The organism is Edwardsiella piscicida (assembly GCF_021733145.1).
GTDB classification, from domain to species: domain Bacteria; phylum Pseudomonadota; class Gammaproteobacteria; order Enterobacterales; family Enterobacteriaceae; genus Edwardsiella; species Edwardsiella piscicida.
Genome location: NZ_CP090968.1, coordinates 3,679,198 through 3,705,451 on the forward strand (window position 1 = coordinate 3,679,198; position 26,254 = coordinate 3,705,451).

The window sequence follows — 26,254 nt, forward strand, 5'->3', positions numbered from 1 at the left end:
AGGTCATTGCGTAATTAAATTTCAGTTAACAGCGCTAAATTGTGTGTTTTGGCAAGAAATTGTGTCAATTGACGCAGAGGACGGAACGTGGCTTTATAAAGAGGCACTCTACAATTTCAGAGTGAAAGAAATTTACGTATTGGGAGGGGCAGTGGTTCTATGAATGAGCAATATTCGGCGATGCGTGGCAATGTCAGCATGTTGGGCAAGCTGCTGGGCGATACCATCAAGGACGCGCTGGGAGAAGATATCCTGGATCGCGTTGAAACTATCCGCAGGCTGTCCAAGTCGTCACGCGCAGGCAATGAAGCCAGCCGACAGGCGCTGCTGAACACACTGCAAAATCTTTCCAATGACGAGCTGCTGCCGGTGGCGCGCGCCTTCAGCCAGTTCCTCAATCTGGCCAACGTCGCGGAGCAATATCACCGAATCTCCCCGCACGGCGAGGCCGCCAGCAATCCCGATGCCCTATCTCACCTGTTCACCCGGCTGAAGAATAAAAATCTGGACGAGGCGCAAATCCGTCAGGCCGTCGACAACCTCTCCATCGAGCTGGTACTGACCGCGCACCCCACCGAGATCGCTCGCCGTACGCTGATCCATAAACTGGTGGAGGTAAACACCTGCCTCAGTCAGCTCGATCATGACGATCTGGCCGACTATGAGCGTCACCAGATCATGCGCCGTCTGCGCCAGCTGGTTGCCCAATCCTGGCACACCGACGAGATCCGTAAAAATCGCCCTACGCCCATCGACGAAGCCAAATGGGGCTATGCCGTGGTCGAAAACAGCCTGTGGGAAGGCGTTCCCGCCTTCCTGCGTGAGTTTAATGAACAGCTGGAAAAATCCCTTGGCTACCAGCTGCCGGTCGAAGCGGTGCCGGTGTGCTTCACCGCCTGGATGGGCGGCGATCGCGACGGTAACCCAAACGTCACCGCCGAGGTGACCCGCCGCGCGCTGCTGCTCAGCCGCTGGAAGGCCGCGGAGCTGTTCCTGCGCGATGTCCAGGTGCTGGTATCAGAGCTCTCCATGACCGTCTGTACACCGGAGCTACGGGCGCTGGCGGGCGAACATGCCCAGGAGCCCTACCGCGAGGTGTTAAAACGCCTGCGCCAGCAGTTGAACAATACGCTGACCTATCTGGACGCGCGTCTGCGGGGGGAGCGCCTGCCGCGCCCCACCGATCTGCTGGTCAGCAATGATCAGCTGTGGCAGCCGCTGCATACCTGCTACCGCTCGCTGAAGGCCTGCGGTATGGGGATCATCGCCAACGGTCAGCTGCTAGACACCCTGCGCCGGGTTCACTGCTTCGGCGTGCCGCTGGTACGCATCGACATTCGCCAGGAAAGCACCCGCCATACCGAGGCGCTGGCCGAGCTGACCCGCTATCTGGGGCTGGGTGACTATGAGACCTGGTCTGAAGAGGATAAGCAGACGTTCCTGCTGCGCGAGCTGAACTCCAAGCGTCCGCTGGTGCCGCGTCACTGGACACCGTCGCCGGAAACCAAAGAGGTGTTTGACACCTGTCAGGTGATCGCCGAGGCGCCTGCCGGCGCTATCGCCGCCTATGTCATCTCGATGGCGCGAACCCCATCCGATGTTCTGGCGGTCCACCTGCTACTGAAAGAGGCGGGCTGCCCGTACAATCTGCCGGTTGCTCCGCTGTTCGAAACCCTCGACGATCTGAACAATGCCGAGGCGGTGATGACGCAGCTGCTGAGCATCGACTGGTACCGTGGCTTTATCCAGGGTAAACAGATGGTGATGATCGGCTACTCTGACTCCGCCAAAGACGCCGGCGTAATGGCGGCCTCTTGGGCTCAATACCGGGCGCAGGAGGCGCTGGTACGCGTCTGTGACGGCGCCGGGATCGCCCTGACCCTGTTCCACGGTCGCGGCGGCTCCATCGGCCGCGGCGGCGCGCCGGCGCACGATGCTCTGCTCTCCCAGCCGCCGGGAAGCCTGAAGGGCGGCCTGCGCGTAACGGAGCAGGGGGAGATGATCCGCTTCAAGCTCGGCCTGCCGGAGATCGCCGTCAGCAGCCTGACGCTCTACACCAGCGCCATTCTGGAAGCCAATCTGCTGCCGCCGCCGGCGCCGAAGCAAGAGTGGCGCGATGTCATGGACGAGCTCTCACAGACATCCTGCGCGCTTTATCGACGCTATGTCCGCGAAAATCCAGATTTTGTTCCTTACTTCCGCTCGGCGACGCCCGAATTGGAGCTGGGTAAACTGCCGCTAGGCTCGCGTCCGGCCAAACGCCGCCCCAGCGGCGGCGTAGAGAGCCTGCGCGCGATCCCTTGGATCTTTGCCTGGACCCAAAATCGCCTGATGCTACCGGCCTGGCTGGGCGCCGGGGCCGCGCTGGAGGAGGCCATGGCAGAGGGACGCCGCGACACGCTGGAAAGCATGTACCGCAGCTGGCCATTCTTCACCACCCGTATCGATATGCTGGAAATGGTGTTCGCCAAGTCCGATCTGTGGCTGGCCGAATACTACGATCAGCGCCTGGTCGATCCCGCCCTATGGCCGCTGGGTACGGAGCTACGCCAGCAGGTACAGCGAGATATTCAGGCGGTGCTGGCCATCGCCAACACCGATCATCTGATGGCCGATCTGCCCTGGGCCGCAGAGTCTATCGCCCTGCGTAACGTCTATACCGATCCGCTCAACGTCCTGCAGGCTGAGCTGCTCTACCGCTCGCGCCACCAGGAACAGCCGGATGCCAACGTCGAACAGGCGCTGATGGTCACCATCGCCGGGGTCGCTGCCGGAATGCGCAATACCGGCTAGCGACGGCGCAGAGGAAAAAGCCCGCGGCAGCGGGCTTTTTTACGCCTATCACGCCACGCTCCCCTGCGGCCGCACGCCCAGCGTATGGCAAATGGCGTAGCTCAGCTCGGCTCGATTCAGGGTATAAAAATGGAAGTCTTTCACCCCCTCGCGGCTGAGCAGTTTCACCATGTCCATCGCAATGTTGGCGCCGACCAGCTTGCGCGTCTCCGCATCCGCATCCAGCCCGTCAAACATGGCCAGCATCCACTGCGGCACGCGGACATTGGTCAGCGCGGCAAAGCGCTGCAGCTGGCGAAAGTTGGACACCGGCAGGATCCCCGGCACAATCTCCGCGTCAATGCCGGCCGCCGCACAGCGATCGCGAAAGCGCAGATAGCTCTCCACGTCAAAGAAAAACTGGGTGATTGCCCGACTGGCGCCAGCGTCGATCTTACGCTTTAGGTTTAGCAGGTCGGCCTGGGCGCTCTTAGCCTCCGGGTGGACCTCCGGATAGGCGGCGACCGAAATATCAAAGTCAGCCTCCTCGCGCAGCAGCGCCACCAAATCGCTGGCGTACATTTCAGGACGCCCACCCTCCGCTGGCAGATCGCCGCGCAGCGCAACAATATGGCGGATACCGCTATTCCAGTAATCTCGAGCGATTCCCCGCAGCGCCTCCCGGCTGACATCAACGCAGGTCAGGTGCGGCGCCGCCTCCAGCCCAGTACGCTCTTTTATTCCCTTAATCACGCCGTGGGTACGGTCGCGCTCGCCGGAGTTAGCGCCGTAGGTCACCGAGATGAACGACGGCCTCAGGGTGCTGAGCCGATCGATGGATCGCCACAGCGTTTGCTCCATTTCCTGGCTGCGCGGCGGAAAAAACTCAAAGGACACCTGGATCCGCCCCTGCAGCTCGGCCAGGCTCTGGTTTAGCGCATCATGCTGGCTTGCGTGAAAAAAACTCATACCCCATCATCCTTATGCTCTGCGCGGATCTCCGCCACCCCATTTTAAACATCCATACGTTTAGACGTCTAAATAGAAATTGCCGCAAGTTGATGGATTCGTCAACAGCAAATTGCCGCCGAGCGATGAAGAAACGTCAGGAGATGATGAGAAAGCGTCAGGTGGGCTCCTGCGCAGCCCGGACACCGATCCTGCGATCCGTGTCGGAGAGCCCGTCGGCGCAGGGAATTAGGATAGCGTGCTGGCGCGCCAGCGACGCAGCGCGGCGCAGCTGTCATCCACCAGCGTCGCCAGCGCAGGGGAATTGCCGATCTGCAGCGCCATAATGCGAATACCGATCACCTCTTTTTGCAGCCAACGCGCCATTTGCCGGGCCTCGGCCTCGGTTAACGATGGCGTACCTTGCCGAAAAGCCCGGTAAAAGGCCGCCTCCATCGTCGCCAGGCTCTCCCGCACCACTGATAGCGGCGCATCCTCCGCTCTCCCCTCAAGCTCAAGCAGGCTTTTAACCAAGAAACAGACGCTGGAGGGAAGCCCCGTCGAACACGGGGCGCCAAAATGGCGCAAAAAGGCCTCGGCGCCGGAAAACGGATCGGGATAGTCCGCCATCAGCGCGAAAAACGCCTCTACCTGGCACTGGGTATAGCGCGTCAACGCGCTGGAAAACAGCGCGGCTTTATTGCCAAATGCGGCGTAGATACTGCCAGGGCGCATATTCAGCGCCTGCTCAATCTCTTTCATCGACGTCGCAAAGTAGCCACGCCGCCAAAACAGAGCGACAGCCTGCTGCAGCGCCGCGTCGCGATCGTGTTGGAGGGGTCTTGCCATGCTACAAGCCTGCTGAGGAGTTTAACGGATTTCATTGTAACGCACTTTTTTGAACAACCGTTCAAAAAAGTTATTGAATGATCATTCAAAAATATCTAGAGTGAAATTTCACCGGTTAATGCCGGGAGGAAGAGCGCTGGCAGAGCGTGGTTTACAGAGACGCCAGCGCAGCACGACGGCCTCAACGCCGCCTTATCCGATTCGTTAAACGCCAACCCCAGGGAAATAACATGCTGACTTTTGAAAAGTACGATGAGCACACGGCGCCCCAAGAAAGCCGCGATTTACTGCTGCAGAGCAAGCGCAGCAACGGGGGGATCCCAGGGCTACACGCGATCATGGCGGAGTCGCCGCAGCTGCTGGCGGGATACCAGGCTCTGCATAGCCTGTTTCTGCACAGTAGCTTCGATAATGACGAAAAAACCGTCGTCTGGCAGACCATTAACGTTGAGCACCGCTGCCACTACTGCGTACCCGCCCATACGCTGATCGCTCGCGCCATGAAGGTCAGCGATGAGATCAGCGACGCCCTGCGCGACGAAACCCCGCTGCCCAATGCGCGTTTAGAGGCGCTGCGCACCTTTACGCTGGCGATGGTACGCCAGCGCGGCGAGGTAGATGATGCAACCCTGCAGGCGTTTATCGCCGCCGGTTTTGAGCGCCGCCATATCCTCGACGTCATTTTATGCCTGGCGCAAAAGGTCATGAGCAACTATACCAATCATGTGGCTCATACGGCGCTGGATCCCCGTCTACAGCCCGTTGCTTGGCAAAAGCGGGCGGTTTAACCGTCGACGGTGCATCTCCGCTCTCCGCGGCGCTCCTGCGCCGAAGGGAGCGGGTTCGCCTTACCGACCGCACGAACGGCAGTTGCCAAGCCCGGCCGCTGACGGCAGAATAGCCAACCCCACCAGCCGCTATTTCACAGGCGATCCCGCTGGGTCTGACTGTTTTTCCTTTTAGCGACCATACATTATGCAAAACCGTTTATCTTCTACTCGCCGACTTGGCCGGCGTGCATTGTTATTTCCCCTCTGTCTGGTGCTGTATGAGTTTGCCACTTATATCGGTAACGATATGATTCAACCGGGCATGCTGTCGGTAGTGCAAACCTTTGGCGTCGACGAAAGCTGGGTACCGACCTCCATGACCGCCTATCTGGCCGGCGGCATGTTTCTACAGTGGCTGCTCGGCCCGATCTCCGATCGTATCGGACGGCGACCGGTGATGTTGACCGGCACGCTCTACTTTGCCGTAACCTGCCTGGCGATTTTGCTGACCAACAGCATCGAACAGTTCACCCTGATGCGCTTTTTGCAGGGGATCAGCCTGTGCTTTATCGGCGCCGTCGGCTATGCCGCGATCCAGGAGTCCTTTGAGGAGTCCGTGTGTATCAAGATCACCGCGCTGATGGCCAACGTTGCGCTGATCGCGCCGCTGCTCGGGCCGCTAGCCGGCGCCGCCTGGGTGCATCTGTTTCCCTGGGAGGGGATGTTTATCCTGTTTGCCGCGCTGTCGCTGCTCGCCTTCCTTGGTCTGTATAAGGCCATGCCGGAAACCGCGACCCGGCGGGGGGAGACGCTGTCGCTGTCGGCGCTGGGGCACGACTATGCGCTGGTGCTGAAAAATAAACGCTTTCTGGGCGGCGCGCTAGCCTGCGGCTTCGCCAGCCTGCCCCTGCTGGCCTGGATTGCCCAGTCGCCGGTGATCATCATCAGCGGCGAAGGCCTCAGCAGCTACGACTACGGCATGCTACAGGTACCGATTTTCGGCATGCTGATCCTGGGGAACTTTACCCTGGCTCGCCTGAGCGGCCGCCGTCCGGTTCGCCGTCTGATTCAGCTGGGCGCCTGGCCAATGGTCGGCGGACTGGCGATCGCCGCCGTCTCTACGCTATACAGCGCCCATGCCTATCTGTGGATGACGGCGGGACTGAGCCTGTATGCCTTTGGCATCGGTCTGGCCAACGCTGGCCTCTATCGCCTGACGCTGTTTTCCAGCACGATGAGCAAGGGCACCGTCTCCGCGGCGATGGGCATGATCAGTATGTTTATCTATACCCTTGGCATTGAGGTAGGCAAACACGCCTGGCTGCTGGGTGGAAACGGCGCCTTCAACCTGTTCAACCTGATAAGCGGTCTGCTGTGGCTGGCGCTGGTTGCGCTGATGCTGCGCGATAAGCGGGTGGGCGGGACGACGGAGCGCTGAGACAGCGGCGTATGACAGGCCGTACGCCGCTGTCGGCTTAAACCTGCAGCCAGAAGGTGACCGGACCGTCATTGAGCAGGGAAACCTGCATATCGGCGGCAAAGCACCCGGTCTCGGTGGTGATACCGCTGGCGCGGCAGGCGTCGGAAAAATAGGTATACAGGCGCTCAGCCTCATCCGGCGCCGCGCCGCGGGAAAACCCGGGGCGCATCCCCTTTTGGGTATCCGCCGCCAGGGTAAACTGAGAGACCACCAGCACGCTGCCGCCGGACTGGCGCACGTTGAGGTTCATTTTACCCTCGTCGTCGCTAAAGACGCGGTAGCCCAATACCTTGTCACACAGGCGCTTTGCCTTCTGCTCATCGTCATCTTTCTCCACGCCCAGCAACACCAGCAGCCCCGCGCCGATCTCTCCGATAACCTGATCCTCTACCGTCACGCTGGCGTGGGTAACTCGCTGAATTAATGCGATCATCGAACCTTTTACTCCTTACTCATGATGTGATGTCAACTCCTGCTGCAGACCCTGCTCCTGCCGGCGGTGCGCCCGAAAATCACCGATAGCCACGGTCACCTCTGCGCCAAGCAGTACGATACACCAACTCCAGTACACCCAGACAAACAGCATCGGGATCACCGCCAGCACGCCGTAAATCAGCTGATACGACGGAAACGCGGTGATGTACAGCGCAAAGGCCTTCTTCCCCAGCTCAAACAGCCCGCCGGCAACCACGGCGCCGATCAGCGCATCGCGCATCGGCACTCGCTGGGTCGGCACAATGCAATACAGCAGCCAGAAGCTGACGCACGACAGCAGCAGCGGGAACAGACGCAGCAGCTGATCCACCATGGAGTAAACCGCACTGTCCGCCAGCCAACGCAGCGACAGCAGATAGGTACTGATCGCCATGCTGGCGCCCACCAGCAGCGGTCCCAGCGTCAGGATCATCCAGTAGACGGCGAACGAGTACACCACGGCGCGCTTACGCTCGCTGCGCCAAATGTGGTTCAGCGCCCCATCGACCGAGGAGATCAGCAGCAGGGCGGTCACGATAAGGCCAATGGTTCCCAGCGCCGTCATCTTGCTGGAGTTAGCGACAAACTGCTCCAGATAGGACTGCACCACGTCACCGGCGGCCGGTACGAAGTTGGTGAAGATAAAGTGTTTTAGCTGAAAAGAGACGCTGGCGAACATCGGGAACGCGGTAAACAGAGAGAAGACCACCGTGATCAGCGGCACCAGAGAGAGCAGGGAGACGTAGGCCAGCGAACCGGCCACCATGGTCATACGATCGTCATCCACCCGCTGCCACAGAACCTTGGCAAAGTAGGCCCAACCTTTAATACGTTTTAGGGAAAATGGCGTCATGCTTGCTCCTGTCAGTTACGCCCGCATCGCGGGTCATATCGGCCCCCGCGAAGGGGGCTTTCGATCCTACTGTGATGTTCAGGGTAGCGCAGACGCAAGATAAAAGAAAAAACCGGTCTCGTTATGCAAAATAGGCGGGGATCACCTGACGGTCACACACCTGTACCGCCTGGATCCCCAACGCCTTCGCCGCCGCCACATTGTCGGCGTTATCGTCAAAGAAGACCGACTCCCCGGCCGCCGCCCGCTCCTGCTCCAGGACATAGCGATAGATTTCGGCATCGGGCTTGCGCATACCCAGCTCCTGCGACAGGTACATTTTATCGCAGGCGGCCGCGATCTCCGGGTAGTGCTTAGGCCAAAAGTGAGTGTGCAGCCGATTGGTATTGGAGAGCACCACGACCCGCTCCCCCTGACGACGCAGGCGCTGCATGATATCGATTACCTCCGGGCGCAGCGCGACGAAAATCGCCTGCCAGCCCAGTTCGAACTGGGCAAAGCTGAGGGAGATCCCCATCTCATCGCACAGACGCTGGGCAAAGGTTTCATCGTCTATCGCCCCGCGCTCATGCTGTCGAAAGGTGTCGCCCATCGTAAAACGCTTGCTTAAGGTGGCCAGCGGGGCGCCGCTGTACCGGCTCCAGACCCCCAGCACACGGTGAAAATCGATGTCTACAATCACGTTACCTAAATCAAAGATGTACAGCATGCGCAGCTCCCGATTTCAGCTTATTGGCGTGAGATACTCCACTGTAGACGGAAAAAACGGCAGCGAACAGAAGGGACGCAAGAAAAGCGGGAGGTCGCGCGCAGATAGCGCCCGCAAAAAAAACGGGGTGCCTAAGGCACCCCGTGGTATCACATCGACGCGATTAGTCGCGCGGACCGCGGTTGGCGCGGCGGCGATCGTTCTCGGTCAGATGACGCTTACGCAGACGCACGGAGTGCGGCGTAACTTCAACCAGCTCGTCATCATCGATGAACTCCAGCGCCTGCTCCAGGGTCATTTTAACCGGCGGAGACAGGGTGGTCGCTTCATCGGTACCGGAAGCGCGCATGTTGGTCAGCTTCTTACCGGTCAGGCAGTTAACCGTCAGGTCGTTGGAGCGGCTATGAATACCGATGATCTGGCCTTCATAGACTTCAGCACCGTGACCCAGGAACAGCTTGCCGCGATCCTGCAGGCTATACAGCGCGTAGGCAACCGCTTTACCCTGGCCGTTAGAGATCAGCACGCCGTTCTGACGCTGGCCGATTTCACCCGGACGCACGTCATCATAGTGACTGAAGGTAGAGTACAGCAGACCGGTACCGGAGGTCATGGTCATGAAATCGGTACGGAAGCCGATCAGGCCACGGCTCGGGATGATGTAATCCAGGCGTACGCGACCCTTACCATCCGGAGACATATCGCGGATCTCACCCTTACGGATACCCAGCGCTTCCATCACGGAGCCCTGGTGCTGTTCTTCGATATCCAGCGTGACCTGCTCAAACGGCTCCTGCATGCGGCCATCGATCTCACGATAGATAACCTTCGGACGGGATACCGCCAGCTCATAGCCTTCACGACGCATGTTTTCGATCAGCACGGACAGGTGCAGTTCGCCACGACCGGAAACGCGGAACGCATCCGGGTCCGGCGTTTCTTCAACGCGCAGGGCGACGTTGTGCACCAGCTCTTTCTGCAGACGCTCTAGGATCTGGCGAGAAGTCACAAACTTGCCTTCTTTACCGCAGAACGGAGAGGTGTTAACGCAGAAGTACATGCTGACGGTCGGCTCATCGACGGTCAGCGGCGGCAGGGCCTCAACGGCGCTCGGATCGCACAGGGTATCGGAGATGTTCAGATCGCCCAGGCCGGTTACCGCGACGATGTCGCCGGCTTCCGCCAGGTCGGTCTCGATACGTTGCAGACCCAAATGGCCCAGAACCTGGCCCATTTTACCGTTACGACGCTTACCTTCGCTGTCGATAATGGTGATCTGCTGGTTCGGCTTCACCTTACCGCGCTTGATACGGCCGATGCCGATAACCCCAACGTAGCTGTTATAGTCCAGCTGGGAGATCTGCATCTGGAACGGGCTGTCCAGATCAACGTCCGGCGCAGCTACATGCTCGACGATAGCTTCAAACAGCGGAGTCATATCCTCGGCCATGTCGGCGTGGTCCAGGCCGGCGATCCCCTGCAGAGCAGAAGCGTAGACGATCGGGAAGTCCAGTTGCTCATCGGTCGCGCCCAGATTGACGAACAGATCGAAGACCTGATCGACAACCCAGTCCGGACGCGCGCCAGGACGGTCAACCTTGTTGATAACCACGATCGGCTTCAGCCCGTTGGCGAACGCCTTCTGGGTTACGAAGCGGGTCTGCGGCATCGGGCCATCCATTGCGTCGACCAGCAGCAGAACCGAGTCAACCATAGACATCACACGCTCTACCTCGCCGCCGAAGTCGGCGTGCCCCGGGGTATCCACGATGTTGATGCGATAGCCATTCCAATTAATGGCGGTGTTTTTCGCGAGGATGGTAATCCCACGCTCTTTCTCCAAATCGTTGGAGTCCATTACGCGCTCAGTCGCGTCGTTACGTTCACCCAGGGTTCCGGATTGTTGCAACAGTTTGTCGACCAGGGTGGTTTTCCCATGGTCAACGTGCGCAATAATGGCGATGTTACGCAGATTTTCGATCACAGCTTTGCCTCAGGCATTAGAAATAGCGCGCTATTGTACACGTATTAAGCGAGGGACTAAACAGGATCACAAGCTTCTCGCAGAAACAATGCTACGAATGGCGGTTTGTGATCCTATTCACGATGCTAAACGGCGCGGGAATAAACAGCTTGCACCAAGATTGTGCGTTTGCTGAAGTGTTTTGCACCATTATGGAGCACTCGGCTCCATCAGTGCCGCCTGACACAGCGTCAGAGTAAGGTAATTATGCGCCATCCGGGCAATTTGTAAAGTTGGCACGTTTCTCGCTAATGCTACAGCACGATGGCTAAAACCACTTTCTATCATCCGTGATCCGTTGCACGGCGACCAAAGAAACCGGGAGTAGAGTATGTCCGCTGAACATATCTTAGCGATGCTGAATGAGCACGAAGTTAAATTTGTCGATCTGCGCTTTACCGATACCAAGGGTAAAGAGCAGCACGTCACCATTCCGGCTCATCAGGTTGACGCCGACTTCTTCGAAGAAGGCAAGATGTTTGACGGCTCCTCCATCGGCGGCTGGAAAGGCATCAATGAGTCAGACATGGTGCTGATGCCGGATCCCACCACCGCGGTACTCGACCCGTTCTATGAAGAGCCAACGCTGATCATTCGCTGCGATATTCTGGAACCAGGCACCCTGCAGGGCTACGACCGCGACCCGCGCTCCATCTCCAAGCGCGCCGAAGATTTTTTGCGCGCCTCCGGCATCGCCGACACCGTACTGTTCGGGCCGGAGCCAGAGTTCTTCCTGTTCGACGATATCCGCTTCGGCAGCAGCATCAACGGCAGCCACGTTGCCATTGACGACATCGAAGGCGCATGGAACTCCTCAACCAAATACGAGGGCGGTAACAAAGGGCACCGTCCGGCGGTTAAAGGCGGCTACTTCCCGGTTCCGCCGGTTGATTCGGCTCAGGATATCCGCTCGACCATGTGCCTGACCATGGAAGAAATGGGACTGGTGGTAGAAGCTCACCACCATGAGGTGGCCACCGCCGGGCAGAATGAAGTCGCCACCCGCTTCAACACCATGACCAAGAAAGCGGACGAAATCCAGATCTACAAATATGTGGTGCACAACGTCGCCCATGCCTTCGGTAAAACCGCCACCTTTATGCCCAAGCCGATGTTCGGTGACAACGGCTCCGGCATGCACTGCCATATGTCTCTGTCTAAAAACGGCAGCAACCTGTTTGCCGGCGACAAGTACGGCGGCCTGTCTGAAACCGCGCTGTACTATATCGGCGGGGTGATCAAGCACGCCAAGGCCATCAACGCCCTGGCCAACCCGACCACCAACTCTTACAAGCGTCTGGTCCCGGGCTATGAAGCGCCGGTGATGCTGGCCTACTCTGCCCGCAACCGCTCCGCCTCCATTCGTATCCCGGTGGTGGCGTCGCCGAAGGCTCGCCGCATCGAGGTCCGTTTCCCTGACCCGGCGGCCAACCCGTACCTGTGCTTCGCCGCCCTGCTGATGGCCGGCCTGGATGGCGTCATCAACAAAATCCACCCCGGCGACGCCATGGATAAAAACCTGTATGACCTGCCGCCGGAAGAGGCTAAAGAGATCCCGACCGTAGCCGGCTCTCTGGATGAGGCCCTGGCCGCGCTGGACAGCGATCGCGAGTTCCTGACCCGCGGCGGCGTCTTTACCGACGATGCCATCGATGCCTACATCGAGCTGCGCCAGTCAGAAATGGAACGCGTACGCATGACACCGCACCCGGTCGAGTTTGAACTCTACTACAGCGTATAACGCGACGCACGCCAGGCGACCCGGCGCCGTACCGGGTCCTTGCCGAACGCTCCACGCGAAGAGATCCGTTTTTGTTGCCGTGGAAACTTTCAGCCCATCTTCGGATGGGTTTTTTTCGCCGTACGCCGCAGGACAGAGAAAAAATTCTCCGCGCCCCCGCACGGACAGCGAAAGCATGCTACAGTGCAAGGCATCCTATTGCACCAAAATAGTGCAGGAGTGCGCAAATGGCTGAACACCCTACGCCGCCCCACCGTGACTTACCCGATGCCGGACCGCTACTGAATGCCCTGATGACCTGCATCCTGGTTCTGGACGACGATCTGGTCATTCGCTATGCCAATCCGGCCGCGCAGCAGCTGCTGGCGCAGAGTCCGCGCAAGCTGTTTGGCACACCGCTGCCGGATCTGCTGAGCTATCTCTCCCTGGATATCGCGATGATGCGCATCAGCCTGCACGCCGGGCAGGGTTTTACCGACAACGAGGTGATGCTGGTCGTCGACAGCCAGCCGCACATCATGGCGCTGACGGCCCAGCCCCTGAGCGAAGGGCAGATCCTGCTGGAGCTTTCAACCCTGGACAGCCAGCGTCGCCTGAGCCAGGAGCAGCTCCAGCACTCCCAGCAGGTCGCCGCCCGCGATCTGGTGCGCGGGCTGGCCCATGAGATCAAGAACCCCCTAGGCGGGCTACGCGGGGCAGCGCAGCTGTTGGCCAGGGCATTACCGGATCCGGCCCTGACCGAATACACTCAGGTGATCATTGAGCAGGCCGATCGCCTGCGCAACCTGGTCGATCGTCTGCTGGGCCCCCAGAGACCGGGGCAGCGCGTCACCCAGAGCATTCATCAGGTCGCCGAGCGGGTCTGTCAGCTGGTCACCCTGGAGTGCCCAGGGAACATCACCCTGCTGCGCGACTATGATCCCAGCCTGCCGGAGCTGAATCACGATCCGGAGCAGATAGAGCAGGTGCTGCTGAACATCACGCGGAACGCCCTGCAGGCGCTGGGTGAACAGGGTGGCACCATCACCCTGCGTACCCGTACCGCGCTACAGGTCACCCTGCACGGCGAGCGCTATCGCCTGGCGGCGCGCATAGACATTGAAGACGATGGGCCAGGGATCCCCGCCCAGCTGCAGGATACGCTGTTCTACCCGATGGTGAGCGGACGCAGCGGAGGCACCGGGCTTGGCCTGTCGATTGCAAGGAGCCTGATCGATCAGCATCAGGGCAAAATCGAGTTTAACAGCTGGCCGGGCCACACCGAGTTTTCGGTGTATTTGCCAATCCGCAAATAGCCCACGCCCCTTTACGCAACAGGTGGTCACCATGACAATGCAACCGGGTCTCGTCTGGATAGTCGACGACGACAGTGCCATCCGCTGGGTCTTAGAGCGCGCGCTGACCGGCGCAGGTTTGCGCTGTGCCACGTTTGAAAATGGTCAGGCGGTGCTGACGGCGATGAGCGCTCAGACGCCGGACGTTTTGCTGTCAGACATCCGTATGCCCGGTATGGACGGACTGGCGCTGCTGCAGCAGATAAAAGTACGTCATCCGCTGCTGCCGGTCATCATTATGACGGCCCACTCCGATCTGGATGCCGCGGTCAGCGCCTACCAGCAGGGCGCCTTTGATTATCTGCCCAAGCCGTTCGATATTGACGAAGCCGTCGCGCTCGTCGAACGCGCCATCAGCCACTATCAGGAGCAGCAGCAGCCCGCGCGCCAGGTGCCGGGGAGCGATCCCAGCGCCGATATCATCGGAGAGGCGGCGGCGATGCAGGATGTCTTTCGCATTATCGGACGCCTGTCACGCTCCTCCATCAGCGTGCTGATCAATGGGGAGTCGGGCACCGGGAAAGAGCTGGTCGCCCATGCGCTGCACCGCCACAGCCCGCGCGCCAAGGCGCCGTTTATCGCCCTGAATATGGCGGCGATTCCACGCGATCTGATCGAATCCGAGCTGTTCGGCCATGAAAAAGGCGCCTTTACCGGCGCCAGCCAGATCCGCCAGGGGCGCTTTGAGCAGGCGGACGGCGGGACACTGTTTCTCGATGAAATCGGCGACATGCCGCTGGACGTTCAGACCCGCCTGCTGCGCGTGCTGGCCGACGGACAGTTTTATCGCATCGGCGGCTATGCGCCGGTCAGGGTCGATGTACGCATCATCGCCGCCACCCACCAGAATCTGGAGCAGCGGGTGCAAGAGGGGATGTTCCGCGAAGATCTCTTCCACCGCCTTAACGTGATCCGCGTGCATCTTCCGCCGCTGCGTGAGCGGCGCGAGGATATTCCGCGTCTAGCCCGCCACTTTCTCAAAGTGGCGGCGCAGGAGCTGGGCGTCGAGGCCAAAGTGCTCAGCCCGGAGGCCGAGGCGGCGCTGACCCGTCTGCCGTGGCCTGGCAACGTTCGCCAGCTGGAGAATACCTGCCGCTGGCTGACGGTTATGGCCGCAGGCCAAGAGGTGTTGACGCAGGATCTGCCGGCGGAGCTGTTTGACAGCGCGCGCGATGAGCGTCAGCCGGCGGCGCTTTCGCCGGACAGCTGGCCACGGCTGCTGAGCCAGTGGGCGGAGCATGCCCTGCAGAGCGGCCAGCAGGATCTGCTGGCGGAAGCCCTGCCGGAAATGGAGCGTACGCTGCTGAACTGTGCCCTGCGCCACACCCAGGGCCATAAGCAAGAGGCAGCCAGGCTGCTGGGATGGGGCCGCAATACCCTGACCCGCAAGCTGAAAGAGCTGGGAATGGAGTAATGGCGGGAGAAGATACCCTCGGTCAAAAACGCTGCTTAGCGCACAAAAAAACGCCACTCGCGATCTTTACACCCCCGCGCGGGCGAGTATGATCGGCTGCGTTTTAACGGGAGAATAATGATGATCGATTCGCTGTACGCCATGGTTTCCCACGGCGCCGAACTCAGCGCCAGCGGCGGGCCATCATCGCATGCCGCCGTTGCCGCCGTGCTGTGCGCCGCGCTGCTCCACCTGTTGGGATAACCTCTCTACGCTCAAGGCGTGACCATCATGGCGCGCCTTGAGCCCCCAGCGTCCCCGGAAGAATCTCTGCTAGGATATCCATTAAATACCCGGGCTGTGCCGTGTGACACAGTCCATTTACCGACGCTCTGTAACAATGTACAGGTGGGTTTTCCGTTACCCCAGCGGATCATCCGGTCGTGCGCGTTTCACCGGAGTCGTTTAATCATCAAGGATGTATCATGAGCGATATCGCCCTTACGGTCAGTATGCTGTCACTGGTCGCAGTGCTTGGGTTGTGGATTGGTAACTGGCGGATCTATGGCGTCGGCCTGGGGATCGGCGGCGTCCTGTTCGGCGGGATCATCGTCGGCCATTTTGCCCAGCGCTACCAGCTGGATCTCAACAGCGATATGCTGCATTTTATTCAGGAGTTTGGCCTGATCCTGTTTGTCTACAGTATCGGTATTCAGGTGGGGCCCGGCTTTTTCTCCTCGCTGCGCGTTTCCGGCCTACGCCTCAACGCCTTTGCCGTCCTAATGGTGCTGATAAGCGGGCTGATTACCGCCGCCATTCACAAGCTGTTTGCCGTTCCTCTGCCGATCATTCTGGGCATTTTCTCCGGCGCCGTCACCAATACGCCAGCGCTGGGTGCCGGGCAGCAGATATTGACCGATCTGGGGTCCAATCCATCCCAGATAGATCTGATGGGGATGGGCTACGCCATGGCCTATCCCTTCGGCATCTGCGGCATTCTGCTGGTGATGTGGCTGGTACGCCTGCTGTTCCGCATCAATATCGACGCCGAGGCGCGTGACTTCGACTCGCGCAACGGCCATAGCCACGAGCTGCTGCAAACCATGAACATCATGGTGCGCAACCCCAACCTGAGCGGGCTGTCCATGCAGGAGGTACCGATCCTGAATAGCGACACCATCGTCTGCTCGCGCCTCAAGCGCGGCGATTTCCTCATGGTGCCGCTGCCCACCACCCAGATCGAAATCGGCGATCTGCTCCATCTGGTGGGGCAAAAGCAGGAGCTGGAAAACGCCCGGCTGGTGATCGGCGAACAGGTTGATACCTCGCTGTCCACCCGCGGAACCGAGCTGCAGGTCAGCCGCGTCGTGGTCACCAACGAAAAGGTGCTGGGAAAAAAGATCCGCGATCTCAACCTGAAGCAAAAGTACGATGTCGTGATCTCGCGGCTTAACCGCGCCGGCGTCGAGCTGGTAGCTGGTAACAATGCGACGCTGCAGTTCGGCGATATTCTCAATCTGGTCGGCCGGCCGCAGGCGATCGACGCCGTCGCCGCCATCGTCGGTAACGCTCAGCAAAAGCTGCAGCAGGTGCAGATGCTGCCGGTCTTTATCGGTATCGGGCTGGGCGTTCTGCTGGGATCGGTGCCCCTGTTCATTCCGGGCTTCCCGGCGGCGCTCAAGCTGGGGCTGGCCGGCGGGCCGCTGGTGGTCGCGCTGATCCTGGGCCGTATCGGCAGCATCGGGAAGCTGTACTGGTTTATGCCGCCCAGCGCCAACCTGGCGCTACGCGAACTGGGGATCGTGCTGTTTCTGGCGGTCGTCGGGCTGAAGTCCGGCGGTAACTTCATCGACACGCTGCTCAACGGCGAAGGGGTCACCTGGATTGGCTACGGGATCCTGATCACCGCCATTCCGCTGCTCACGGCGGCGCTCCTGGCGCGTCTGATGATCAAGATGAACTATCTGACCCTCTGCGGCATGCTGGCGGGGGCGATGACCGATCCCCCGGCGTTGGCCTTCGCCAACGGCCTACACGCCACCAGCGGGGCCGCAGCGCTCTCCTACGCCACGGTCTACCCTCTGGCGATGTTCCTGCGCATTATGTCGCCCCAGCTGCTGGCGCTGCTGTTCTGGAGCGTCTGAACAGCTAAGCCTAAAACAAAAACAACAATCCCCGGCGTGCCGGGGATTGTTTTATCGACGGACGTCAGATAACGCGCGAAAACTGCTGCATTCGGGCCTGATGACGCAGATACACATCAAAGCACATGCAGATATTCCGGATCAGCAGACGGCCGCGCGGCGTAACGTTAATCGCCGTCTCACCCAGCTCGACCAGCCCATCCTGCGCCAGCGGACGCAGCAGCAGCAGATCTTCGATGAAATAATCCACAAAGCGAATGCCGTACTGCTGTTCTATCGGCGCGAAATCCAGGCGGAAATTACAGATAAGCCCCTTAATCACATCTCGGCGAATACAGTCATCTCGGCTCATAGCCAGCCCGCGCCACAGCGCGTTGCCCTGCGCCTCAACCGCGGCATAGTACTCCTTCAGCACCTTGCGGTTTTGGGCATAGCTATCCCCGATCATGCTAATCGCCGATACGCCCAGCCCCAGCAAATCGCTGTCGCCCTGCGTGGTATACCCCTGAAAGTTGCGATGCAGCTTACCGGCGCGCTGGGCCACCGCCAGCTCATCGTCACGGTGGGCAAAGTGATCCATCCCGATAAACTGGTATCCCACGCCGGTCAGCGTCGCGATGCTCTGCTGTAGAATGGCCAGCTTATGGTCTGCGCTGGGCAGATCGGCATCTTTGATCTTACGCTGAGCGGCAAACAGCTTAGGCATGTGTGCATAGTTAAAAATGCTGAGTCGATCGGGATTCAGCTCGATCACCTTTTGCAGCGTAAAATCGAAGCTCTCCGGCGTCTGGCGAGGCAGACCATAAATCAGATCGATATTGGTAGAGGTAAAGCCGATTTCCCGCGCATGGCGCAGCAGGGAAAAGATAAACTCCTCATCCTGCTCGCGGTTGACCAACGTCTGCACGGTCTTATTGAAGTCCTGAACCCCCATGCTCAGGCGGTTAAACCCTTCTTGGCGCAGGTGATCCAACACATCCAACGCAATCTCCCGCGGATCGATCTCTATCGAAATCTCCGCCTGAGGCGCAAAGGTAAAATGGCGACGCAGCAGCGTCATGAGGCGGCTAATCTGCGCCTTATTGAGAAAGGTCGGCGTACCGCCGCCCCAATGCAGCTGGCTCACCGTCCGCCCGGCAAACAGCGGCGCGCGAGCGGCGATCTCCAGCGCCAGCTTATCCAAATACTCGTCGGCCTTGTGAGACTGGCGGGTCACTATCTTATTGCAGCCGCAGAAGTAGCACAGCTTATGGCAGAACGGGATATGCACGTAAAGGGAAAGCGCCCGATCGGGGTAGCGGGCTACGGCACGCAGAAAGGCCGCCTCATCAAAGCCTTCGTTAAACTCTAGCGCGGTGGGGTACGAGGTATAGCGCGGCCCGGAATAGTTATACTTCTGGATCAGGGCCAAATCCCAGACGATAGTCTGTTCTGACATGGATGCTCACTCCTTATTCTGTTTTCTCCTGCCTGCACGCAGTGGAGAAGCCGGCGGCCTGCCGTAACGCATGGCGGCCCGTTGCCAGCGCGCTTTGCGCTGCGACAGCCGCCATAGTTTAGCCAATAACCACAGCAGATAACATGTGAGCATCAGACCGATGGCCAGAATCAGGCTCATCCAGCATCAGATAGCATCTTTTGGGCTACCGCGGCGCAGCAGCTGCATGATGTCTTCCTGCTCCTCAGCCTCGTCTTCATCCTCTTCCAGCTCGATACCCAGCTCTTCCATCAGCGCATCGATGCGATCCAGCATCTCGTCCACATAGCGCTGCTCTTCGCCATTCAGCGTCGCGCCATCTTCCAGACGCTCCAGCAGGGCATCCAAACGCGGATCGTTTTCCAGACGCGCCAGCTCCGCTTCCGGAGAGAGCGCCTTCTTCACCTCTGGCTGTACCGGCGGCTGCGGACGGCGCTGCGCTGTCGCTTGGCTATCGACCACCAGCGTAACCGGCGTCTTGCTGCCGAGACGCGGATCGCGCCCTGCGCGGCTACTTCCCTTCCCACCCTGGGCCGCACTGTCACTATTGCGAGCGCCCGGCTTATGGCCGCGGTGCTTTTTCTGGCGTTTACGCTCGCGTCCTTCCAGATCCAGCTCCTGACGGGTTTTACGTGTTTTTTTGGCTTTAACGGCCTTTGATTTATTCACCGGACTCATAACTTATACTCTTGATCAGAGATGTCGAAAACTGCGGCGAAATCTATCAGAAAGGCCGCAAAGAAAAAAGGCGACAGCCTAAACTGTCGCCTTAATTTTATACCTTCTGCAGAAGGATATTCACACTAATCATCCCTAACGGCAAACAACGTCCCGGTTTATCCCTTTGCGGTGATGCTCCCTGCCCTCATCCCTAAGGCAAACTCCCTCTCCGTCCGAAGACGGTAGCCCACTCCCGAGCCAGATACATCCCTGTGACAAACCTCCTGTTTGTCGCGCCACATCCTGTGGCCGGTCTCCTTACCCCGACGCATTATCCTTAACGCTCCCTGGGCATCGTCATCCTGACGAAGAGTCCGTTTTACGCGGCATCCCTGCGCTGGAGTTAATCTATCTTACTGATGGTAAAGAACAATACGCGAAACAGTGCTTCGATAGCCGATCGATATCACACAAGTAATGTAATTAGCTGAATATCAATAATTAAAAAATCAAAGCCTTACAGAACGATACGCCATTATCTGATGGTGCTATAGTCGATCGCTTACGCGTAGACGGGCGAATGGCTTACGCTATCCATGCCAGCAAAATACGGATTTACGCGCCCTTTCCCGTCATTATGGTTATAATTCCTGCCATTATTCCTCCAGCAATAGGGAGACGACCCTCTTGGCCCGTCAAACTTATAACTACCATGTGACGCACTTCGTCACCAGCGCCCCCGATATTCGCCACCTGCCGGCAGATACCGGCATTGAAGTGGCGTTTGCCGGGCGCTCCAACGCCGGGAAATCCAGCGCCCTCAATACGCTAACCAACCAGAAAAGCCTGGCGCGTACCAGTAAAACGCCAGGGCGTACCCAGCTGATTAACCTGTTCGAGGTTGAGGATGGCATTCGCCTGGTCGACCTGCCGGGCTATGGCTATGCCGAAGTCCCAGAAGAGATGAAGCGTAAATGGCAGCAGGCGCTGGGGGAGTATCTGCAAAAACGGCAGTGTCTGAAGGGATTAGTCGTGCTGATGGATATCCGCCACCCGCTAAAGGATCTCGATCAGCAGATGATCGCCTGGGCGGTAGAGGCCGGTCTGCCGGTACTGCTGCTGTTAACCAAGGCCGATAAATTGGCCTCTGGCGCCCGTAAGGCCCAGCTGAACATGGTTCGAGAGGCGGTTCTGCCGTTTATGGGCGACATTCAGGTCGACGCATTCTCCTCCCTCAAAAAGTTCGGCGTCGATAAACTGAGAGATAAGCTGGATACCTGGTTCAGCGAGATTGCACCTCAGCCGGCGGACGAGGACGACGATCCCAGCATCGGCGAGTAAGAGTCCCTGACCCGCTATACCATTAGCCGCGCAAGCGGCTTTTTCATGTCATTTTTCAACAAAATAGAAAAATAAGCACATCCGCAACCAGCGCATTACGCGTCGACAAACGCCCGGCGCCATCGTCGAGATATGTGCGGCGACATTTCAGCTAACGTTTTCTTTATACAAAAAAAACGCCCCAGTCATAAAGACTGGGGCGGCTAATAATCAGCCAAATCCGATTACGTGAAGTAAAAGGTCTGAAAGATAGAACATCTTACCTCTGTACCCTACGTTGATAACTGTACAACATTTTATGTATCGATCAACCTTTTTTGTTGTTTACTTACAAAAATATGCCGTTTAAATCCGCAAACCTCATCCATTAACGCGTTTTTATGTAGTTAAATTACATAAATAGATTAAAACGCCGCGATTTAGTGAGCTTGATCCCAGTTTTCACCACAACCAATATCAACTTTTAATGGGACAGCCAGCGACAGGCTATTCTCCATCAGCGCACGCACCTGACATACCACCGCCTCGACCTGAGACTCCGGTACCTCAAACACCAGTTCATCGTGCACCTGCATAATCATGCGCACCTCCGGCTGAGCCTCCTGTAGCCAGCCATCAACGGCAATCATGGCCCGTTTAATGATATCGGCCGCCGTTCCCTGCATCGGTGCGTTAATCGCGGCACGCTCCGCCGCTTTACGGCGCATGCCATTGCGCGCGTTGATCTCGGGCAGATAGAGTCGGCGGCCATCCAGCGTTTCAACATAGCCCTGATCCGATGCCAGCTGGCGGGTGCGCTCCATATAGGCCAGCACGCCCGGATAGCGCTCAAAGTAGAGATCCATATAGCGCTGGGCTTCGCCGCGGCCAATGTTCAGCTGGCGAGCCAGACCAAACGCGCTCATGCCATAAATAAGGCCAAAGTTAATCGCCTTAGCGCTGCGACGCTGATCGGCGCTCACCGCCTCTAACGGCAGGCCAAAGACCTCTGCCGCCGTAGCGCGATGGATATCTTTCCCTGCCGCAAACGCTGCCAGCAGCCCTTTGTCTCCCGATAAGTGCGCCATGATACGCAGCTCAATCTGTGAGTAGTCCGCCGCCACAATCCGACTGCCGGCCGGCGCGATGAAAGCCTGACGAATGCGCCGCCCTTCATCGCTACGCACGGGGATATTCTGCAGATTAGGATCGCTGGATGAGAGTCGGCCCGTCGCGGTGACGGCCTGATGATAGGAGGTATGTACCCGACCCGTCAGTGGATTCACCATCTGCGGCAGCTTATCGGTGTAGGTACTCTTCAGTTTGGCCAGCGTGCGGTACTCCAGGATTACCTGCGGCAGCGCATATCCCTGATCGGCCAGCTCAGCCAGCACCTCTTCATTCGTTGATGGCGCTCCGCCCGGCGTTTTCTTTAATACCGGCAGCTGCTGCTTTTCAAACAGAATAGCCTGCAGCTGTTTGGTCGATGACAGATTAAACGGCTCTCCAGCCTCGCTATGTGCCTGCTGCTCCAGCGCCTCCAGCCGTACCGCCAGCTCCTGCGAGTGTTGACCCAGAATCGCGCTGTCGATCAAAACCCCGGTGCGCTCCATCCGCGACAGCACCGGAATCAACGGCATATCGATATCGCGGAAAATATGGCTCGGACCAGACTCGCCCTCCAGCGTCGGCCATAAACGCTGATGCAGCTGCAGGGTAACATCGGCATCCTCTGCGGCATACTCCGCCGCCTGCTCCAGCGGGATTTGATTAAAGGTCAGCTGACCTTTGCCTTTACCGGCAATCTCTTCAAACGTAATCGTTTTATGGTCGAGATGACGGGCTGCCAGACTGTCCATATCATGGCGTCCGGCAACGCTATTGAGCACGTAGGACTCCAGCATGGTATCAAACGCCACGCCGCGCAGCGTGATGCCATAGCGCGCCATAACGCCGATGTCATACTTCAGGTTCTGGCCAATCTTGGCTACCCCTTCATCCTCCAGCAGCGGCTGTAGCCGCGCCAGAACATACTGACGATCGAGCTGACGCGGCGCATCCAGGTAATCATGAGCCAACGGGATGTAACATGCCTGCCCCGGAGCATCGGCACAGGAGATCCCCACCAGATTAGCCGATAGCACATCCAGCGAATCGGTCTCGGTATCAAAGGCAAAGCACCCGGCCTGGCGCAGGCGCGCAATCAATGCCTCCAGCGCGGCCTCATCGAGGATCGTTTGGTAACCCTCGCGCGTCAGCGTCACGGAAACCTCCGACGCAGGTGCCGCAGGTGCGTCAGCGCTCTTCTCCACCCGCGTTTTACGGCCGCCTTTCGCCCCCGTGAGCCAGGATCCCTCCTGCGCATCGGTCAACCAACGCTTAAACTCATAGCGGCTGAACAGCCGATGCAGCGTCTCGCTATCCAGCGGTTTAATGGCTAAATCGTCGCAGTCCTGCGCCAGATCAACGTCGGTCTTAATGGTCGCCAACAGATAGGAAAGATCAGCTTTTTCTTTATTCAACAGCAACTTGGCTCCCATGGTCTTCGCGCCACGAAAGCTCAGGGTCGCCACCCGATCGAGATCATCATAAATCGTCTTCAGGCTGCCAATACCTTGCAACAGCGCCTGTGCCGTCTTCTCACCAACGCCGGGGACGCCGGGAATATTGTCAGAGGCATCGCCCATCAGCGCTAAAAAGTCGATGATCAGCGACGGCGGTACACCGTATTTGTCGCACACTTCCTGAGGCCCCAGAACGGTGTTGGTCATCGTATTAATCAGCGTGATATTCGGCGTGACCAGCTGCGCCATATCCTTATCGCCGGTGCTGATCAGAACATGCCGCCCCGCCAGCTCAGCGCGGCGCGCCAGCGTACCGATCACATCGTCCGCCTCCACCCCCGGTACGACCAGCAGCGGTAGCCCCATCGCCTCAACCATCTGGTGCAGCGGCGCTATCTGCTCACGCAGATCGTCCGGCATCGGAGGACGATGTGACTTATATTCAGCAAACAGCTCATCGCGAAACGTTTTACCCTTGGCGTCAAACACCACGGCAACATGGCTCGGCTGATACTGCATGAGCAGGCTACGCAGCATATTCAGCACACCATACATAGCCCCGGTAGGCTCCCCGGCGCTATTGGTCAGCGGTGGAAACGCATGATAGGCACGGTAAAGGTATGAGGATCCATCAACCAGGATCAGGGGATTTTCAGCTATCTGGGCCATAATCTGTCTTTGTCGTGGTGGTTATCAGAGTGTAAGAATGCCACACCTCGGGTGCGCTGACGAATATTCGGGGTGTTTTATCGCGCTTGGCGACATACGATCGCACCGGATCCATCTGTGGATAACTTTGTGAGCAAAATATCGAACGTTTAATACGCAGAAGCGCGCTTATGGAAATTTAATAAATATAATCAATTAAAATCAATACAATGCATTTATAACAAGGGAAAGGTTAATATGAAAAGCATAATGGTTGAGCTGTGTATAACTCGACAGATGTTATCGACGCTGTCCGCGCCTTCGATAAGCATCGTTATAGTATGACCAACGATTAAAACGGCGCAGGCTTTTTTACCAAAATATCTTTGAGCGGGACAAAATGTGCCGACTTACGCCCCTATCTGCTAACATTGCAGCTCCTAATTCTTCCGAGTGCGGTGCGATTTCCTAATGCCTACCCTGATTGCCACGGTGTTGTCTCCTTTTATCTTCGTATTAACAACGCTGTTGACCATCGTAGTCACCGTGGCCTGCTCGCTGCCTATCACGCTCTTAGGCATCGTAAAACTGCTGCTGCCGCTGCCTGGGATACGCCGCGCTATTTCCCGCTATTCCGATAGGTTGATGTGGTGCTGGTGCCAAGGCTTGGCTGGCTTAATGTCCCTGAATCCACGGCTACAATGGCACGTCAGCGGCCTAGAGGGATTAAGTAAACAAAACTGGTATCTGCTGATCAGCAATCATAAAAGCTGGACGGATATTGTAGTGCTATGTGTATTGCTACGGAATCATATTCCAATGAATAAGTATTTCCTTAAGCAGCAGCTGGCCTGGGTGCCTTTTATCGGCCTAGCCTGTTGGGCGTTGGATATGCCTTTCATGCGGCGCTATTCTCGCAGCTATCTCCTTAAACACCCGGAACGGCGCGGTAAGGATATTGAAACAACCCGCCGTTCATGCGAGAAGTTTCGCCTGCGTCCAACCACTATCGTTAACTTCGTCGAAGGCTCACGCTGCACGGAGGAGAAACGCCGCAGCCAAAATTCACCCTATCAGAATCTATTACAGCCCAAGGCCGCCGGCATCGCGTTTACCCTCAGTACCCTTGGCAGCCAGTTTGAGCGAGTACTTAACGTCACGCTGATTTACCCGCAGAATGAGCGACACCCTTTCCTCGACCTCCTCTGCGGACGCATGCAAAGCATCGTCGTACACGTTGAAACACTGCCTATCAGCGATGAAATTCGCGGCGATTATTTCAATAATAAGCGCTTCAAACGCCAGTTTCAGCTATGGCTGAATACGCTTTGGCAGCGTAAGGATCTGCTGATAACGCAGCTGCGCGAGCGTTACCGTCCTACCGTCTAACGTCAAAAAAAACGCCGGAGAAACGATATCCGGCGTGTTACTCAGAGTCAGCGCGCCGATTACGGCTGGCTCACCAAGAAGTGCACCACATTGGCAAACTGCGCCACATAGTTCGCCATGGAGCTGGTATCCAATCCATCGCTTTTCACCATGTACTTACCGTTTACAAATACCGCCGGAACGCCGCGCAGTTGGAAATCCTCTGCGGCCTTCTCCTGCTGTACCACTAAAGATTTAACCACGAAGCTATCCAGCGCAGCGTCATACTCTTGCGGTTTCACCCCGGCCTGAATAAAGACATTGCGAATATCCGCCTCGCTTTTAATACTCTGCGTTTTCTGTACCGCATCAAACATAGGCTGAGTGATCTTATCCTCAACGCCCAGCGCCATCGCGACAGCCCATGCCTGAGTTAGCTGTTTCCCTAACGGACCAAGAAACTCTACGTGATATTTAGTCAGCTTTACCCCCTGCGGAAGTTTACCTTCAATGGCCTGGGGAATATGGTAAACCCCAGCAAACTCATAGCAATGAGGGCAATAAAACGAGAAGAACTCCAATACCTGCGGCGCACCGTTTACCGGTTTATCCAGCGTGGTATATTGCTCCCCATTAGTAAACTGCGCGGCCGATACGCCAAACGCCATAACCATGCCCAGCAGGGCCAGCCACATCTTTTTCATTATCGCTTCTCCATTATTCGGAA

General features: G+C 58.0%; 22 protein-coding genes. 10 read left to right on the forward strand and 12 right to left on the reverse strand.

What is annotated here, in order from left to right; all coding sequences use genetic code 11:
- Window positions 1-159: 159 nt before the first annotated feature.
- A complete protein-coding gene (ppc, locus tag L1P05_RS16780; RefSeq protein WP_012850278.1) occupies window positions 160-2,793 on the forward strand; it encodes a phosphoenolpyruvate carboxylase in 2,634 nt (877 codons plus the stop codon).
- Between the two features lie 48 nt (window positions 2,794-2,841).
- Here the strand turns inward: ppc and metF are convergent, their stop codons facing one another.
- A complete protein-coding gene (gene metF / locus L1P05_RS16785; RefSeq protein ID WP_012850279.1) occupies window positions 2,842-3,741 on the reverse strand; it encodes a methylenetetrahydrofolate reductase in 900 nt (299 codons plus the stop codon).
- A 228-nt stretch (window positions 3,742-3,969) separates the two neighbouring features.
- Window positions 3,970-4,569, reverse strand: a complete 600-nt coding sequence (locus tag L1P05_RS16790; protein WP_012850280.1) for a TetR/AcrR family transcriptional regulator — start codon at window positions 4,567-4,569, stop codon at window positions 3,970-3,972.
- Window positions 4,570-4,799: 230 nt separating this feature from the next.
- Between L1P05_RS16790 and L1P05_RS16795 the strand changes: the two genes are divergently transcribed.
- Both L1P05_RS16795 and L1P05_RS16800 read left to right on the forward strand, forming a co-directional pair.
- Window positions 4,800-5,357 (forward strand): carboxymuconolactone decarboxylase family protein, encoded by a 558-nt coding sequence (locus L1P05_RS16795; protein WP_012850281.1) that lies wholly within the window; start codon window positions 4,800-4,802, stop codon window positions 5,355-5,357.
- A gap of 187 nt (window positions 5,358-5,544) precedes the next feature.
- Window positions 5,545-6,777, forward strand: a complete 1,233-nt coding sequence (locus L1P05_RS16800) for an MFS transporter (protein ID WP_015462569.1) — start codon at window positions 5,545-5,547, stop codon at window positions 6,775-6,777.
- A 37-nt stretch (window positions 6,778-6,814) separates the two neighbouring features.
- Here L1P05_RS16800 and dtd read toward each other — a convergent pair whose 3' ends face one another.
- The 4 genes from dtd to typA all read right to left on the reverse strand — a co-directional run bounded on the left by dtd (window position 6,815) and on the right by typA (window position 10,839).
- Window positions 6,815-7,252, reverse strand: coding sequence for a D-aminoacyl-tRNA deacylase (gene dtd, locus L1P05_RS16805; protein WP_012850283.1), 438 nt, complete (start codon window positions 7,250-7,252; stop codon window positions 6,815-6,817).
- A gap of 15 nt (window positions 7,253-7,267) precedes the next feature.
- On the reverse strand, window positions 7,268-8,146 hold the full coding sequence (locus tag L1P05_RS16810; protein WP_012850284.1) for a virulence factor BrkB family protein: 879 nt from the start codon (window positions 8,144-8,146) through the stop codon (window positions 7,268-7,270).
- Window positions 8,147-8,267: 121 nt separating this feature from the next.
- Window positions 8,268-8,855: a glucose-1-phosphatase gene (yihX, locus tag L1P05_RS16815; protein ID WP_012850285.1), complete on the reverse strand. Its 588-nt coding sequence runs from the start codon at window positions 8,853-8,855 to the stop codon at window positions 8,268-8,270.
- 163 nt (window positions 8,856-9,018) lie between these two features.
- Window positions 9,019-10,839 carry a ribosome-dependent GTPase TypA gene (gene typA / locus L1P05_RS16820; RefSeq protein WP_012850286.1) on the reverse strand — a complete coding sequence of 607 codons (1,821 nt, stop codon included), beginning with the start codon at window positions 10,837-10,839 and terminating at the stop codon, window positions 9,019-9,021.
- A 370-nt stretch (window positions 10,840-11,209) separates the two neighbouring features.
- Between typA and glnA the strand changes: the two genes are divergently transcribed.
- The 5 genes from glnA to L1P05_RS16845 all read left to right on the forward strand — a co-directional run bounded on the left by glnA (window position 11,210) and on the right by L1P05_RS16845 (window position 17,490).
- The gene (glnA, locus tag L1P05_RS16825; RefSeq protein WP_012850287.1) at window positions 11,210-12,619 is read left to right on the forward strand and encodes a glutamate--ammonia ligase; all 1,410 of its coding nucleotides are present in this window, start codon (window positions 11,210-11,212) and stop codon (window positions 12,617-12,619) included.
- A 227-nt stretch (window positions 12,620-12,846) separates the two neighbouring features.
- Window positions 12,847-13,914 (forward strand): nitrogen regulation protein NR(II), encoded by a 1,068-nt coding sequence (gene glnL, locus L1P05_RS16830; protein ID WP_012850288.1) that lies wholly within the window; start codon window positions 12,847-12,849, stop codon window positions 13,912-13,914.
- A gap of 37 nt (window positions 13,915-13,951) precedes the next feature.
- A complete protein-coding gene (gene glnG / locus L1P05_RS16835) occupies window positions 13,952-15,367 on the forward strand; it encodes a nitrogen regulation protein NR(I) (RefSeq protein ID WP_015462571.1) in 1,416 nt (471 codons plus the stop codon).
- Between the two features lie 120 nt (window positions 15,368-15,487).
- Complete coding sequence (locus L1P05_RS16840; RefSeq protein ID WP_015462572.1) at window positions 15,488-15,610, forward strand: YshB family small membrane protein; 123 nt, start codon at window positions 15,488-15,490, stop codon at window positions 15,608-15,610.
- A 221-nt stretch (window positions 15,611-15,831) separates the two neighbouring features.
- Window positions 15,832-17,490, forward strand: a complete 1,659-nt coding sequence (locus L1P05_RS16845) for a putative transporter (RefSeq protein WP_012850291.1) — start codon at window positions 15,832-15,834, stop codon at window positions 17,488-17,490.
- A gap of 64 nt (window positions 17,491-17,554) precedes the next feature.
- Here the strand turns inward: L1P05_RS16845 and hemN are convergent, their stop codons facing one another.
- The 3 genes from hemN to yihI are packed head-to-tail and all read right to left on the reverse strand — an operon-like array spanning window position 17,555 to window position 19,645.
- Window positions 17,555-18,928 carry an oxygen-independent coproporphyrinogen III oxidase gene (hemN, locus tag L1P05_RS16850; protein WP_012850292.1) on the reverse strand — a complete coding sequence of 458 codons (1,374 nt, stop codon included), beginning with the start codon at window positions 18,926-18,928 and terminating at the stop codon, window positions 17,555-17,557.
- 6 nt (window positions 18,929-18,934) lie between these two features.
- Window positions 18,935-19,108 (reverse strand): hypothetical protein, encoded by a 174-nt coding sequence (locus tag L1P05_RS16855; protein ID WP_012850293.1) that lies wholly within the window; start codon window positions 19,106-19,108, stop codon window positions 18,935-18,937.
- A 6-nt stretch (window positions 19,109-19,114) separates the two neighbouring features.
- The gene (gene yihI / locus L1P05_RS16860; protein ID WP_015462574.1) at window positions 19,115-19,645 is read right to left on the reverse strand and encodes a Der GTPase-activating protein YihI; all 531 of its coding nucleotides are present in this window, start codon (window positions 19,643-19,645) and stop codon (window positions 19,115-19,117) included.
- 669 nt (window positions 19,646-20,314) lie between these two features.
- On the opposite strand from yihI, the gene yihA reads away from it, so the two are divergent.
- Window positions 20,315-20,968: a ribosome biogenesis GTP-binding protein YihA/YsxC gene (gene yihA / locus L1P05_RS16865; RefSeq protein ID WP_012850295.1), complete on the forward strand. Its 654-nt coding sequence runs from the start codon at window positions 20,315-20,317 to the stop codon at window positions 20,966-20,968.
- 210 nt (window positions 20,969-21,178) lie between these two features.
- On the opposite strand, the gene spfP is transcribed toward yihA, so the two are convergent.
- Both spfP and polA read right to left on the reverse strand, forming a co-directional pair.
- The gene (spfP, locus tag L1P05_RS17590) at window positions 21,179-21,226 is read right to left on the reverse strand and encodes a small protein SpfP (protein ID WP_071892919.1); all 48 of its coding nucleotides are present in this window, start codon (window positions 21,224-21,226) and stop codon (window positions 21,179-21,181) included.
- A gap of 161 nt (window positions 21,227-21,387) precedes the next feature.
- On the reverse strand, window positions 21,388-24,180 hold the full coding sequence (polA, locus tag L1P05_RS16870) for a DNA polymerase I (protein WP_012850296.1): 2,793 nt from the start codon (window positions 24,178-24,180) through the stop codon (window positions 21,388-21,390).
- 450 nt (window positions 24,181-24,630) lie between these two features.
- Here polA and L1P05_RS16875 point away from each other — a divergent pair, with 450 nt between their 5' ends.
- On the forward strand, window positions 24,631-25,548 hold the full coding sequence (locus L1P05_RS16875) for an acyltransferase (RefSeq protein WP_012850297.1): 918 nt from the start codon (window positions 24,631-24,633) through the stop codon (window positions 25,546-25,548).
- Window positions 25,549-25,607: 59 nt separating this feature from the next.
- Here L1P05_RS16875 and dsbA read toward each other — a convergent pair whose 3' ends face one another.
- Window positions 25,608-26,231 (reverse strand): thiol:disulfide interchange protein DsbA, encoded by a 624-nt coding sequence (dsbA, locus tag L1P05_RS16880; protein ID WP_012850298.1) that lies wholly within the window; start codon window positions 26,229-26,231, stop codon window positions 25,608-25,610.
- Window positions 26,232-26,254: the final 23 nt, after the last annotated feature.

What these genes read in the sequence shown, in the direction of transcription:
- ppc (WP_012850278.1), top strand. Translation starts at nt 160, where the DNA reads ATGAATGAGCAATATTCGGCGATGCGTGGCAATGTCAGCATGTTGGGC.
- metF (WP_012850279.1), bottom strand. Translation starts at nt 3,741, where the DNA reads ATGAGTTTTTTTCACGCAAGCCAGCATGATGCGCTAAACCAGAGCCTG.
- L1P05_RS16790 (WP_012850280.1), bottom strand. Translation starts at nt 4,569, where the DNA reads ATGGCAAGACCCCTCCAACACGATCGCGACGCGGCGCTGCAGCAGGCT.
- L1P05_RS16795 (WP_012850281.1), top strand. Translation starts at nt 4,800, where the DNA reads ATGCTGACTTTTGAAAAGTACGATGAGCACACGGCGCCCCAAGAAAGC.
- L1P05_RS16800 (WP_015462569.1), top strand. Translation starts at nt 5,545, where the DNA reads ATGCAAAACCGTTTATCTTCTACTCGCCGACTTGGCCGGCGTGCATTG.
- dtd (WP_012850283.1), bottom strand. Translation starts at nt 7,252, where the DNA reads ATGATCGCATTAATTCAGCGAGTTACCCACGCCAGCGTGACGGTAGAG.
- L1P05_RS16810 (WP_012850284.1), bottom strand. Translation starts at nt 8,146, where the DNA reads ATGACGCCATTTTCCCTAAAACGTATTAAAGGTTGGGCCTACTTTGCC.
- yihX (WP_012850285.1), bottom strand. Translation starts at nt 8,855, where the DNA reads ATGCTGTACATCTTTGATTTAGGTAACGTGATTGTAGACATCGATTTT.
- glnA (WP_012850287.1), top strand. Translation starts at nt 11,210, where the DNA reads ATGTCCGCTGAACATATCTTAGCGATGCTGAATGAGCACGAAGTTAAA.
- glnL (WP_012850288.1), top strand. Translation starts at nt 12,847, where the DNA reads ATGGCTGAACACCCTACGCCGCCCCACCGTGACTTACCCGATGCCGGA.
- glnG (WP_015462571.1), top strand. Translation starts at nt 13,952, where the DNA reads ATGCAACCGGGTCTCGTCTGGATAGTCGACGACGACAGTGCCATCCGC.
- L1P05_RS16840 (WP_015462572.1), top strand. Translation starts at nt 15,488, where the DNA reads ATGATCGATTCGCTGTACGCCATGGTTTCCCACGGCGCCGAACTCAGC.
- L1P05_RS16845 (WP_012850291.1), top strand. Translation starts at nt 15,832, where the DNA reads ATGAGCGATATCGCCCTTACGGTCAGTATGCTGTCACTGGTCGCAGTG.
- hemN (WP_012850292.1), bottom strand. Translation starts at nt 18,928, where the DNA reads ATGTCAGAACAGACTATCGTCTGGGATTTGGCCCTGATCCAGAAGTAT.
- L1P05_RS16855 (WP_012850293.1), bottom strand. Translation starts at nt 19,108, where the DNA reads ATGAGCCTGATTCTGGCCATCGGTCTGATGCTCACATGTTATCTGCTG.
- yihI (WP_015462574.1), bottom strand. Translation starts at nt 19,645, where the DNA reads ATGAGTCCGGTGAATAAATCAAAGGCCGTTAAAGCCAAAAAAACACGT.
- polA (WP_012850296.1), bottom strand. Translation starts at nt 24,180, where the DNA reads ATGGCCCAGATAGCTGAAAATCCCCTGATCCTGGTTGATGGATCCTCA.
- L1P05_RS16875 (WP_012850297.1), top strand. Translation starts at nt 24,631, where the DNA reads ATGCCTACCCTGATTGCCACGGTGTTGTCTCCTTTTATCTTCGTATTA.
- dsbA (WP_012850298.1), bottom strand. Translation starts at nt 26,231, where the DNA reads ATGAAAAAGATGTGGCTGGCCCTGCTGGGCATGGTTATGGCGTTTGGC.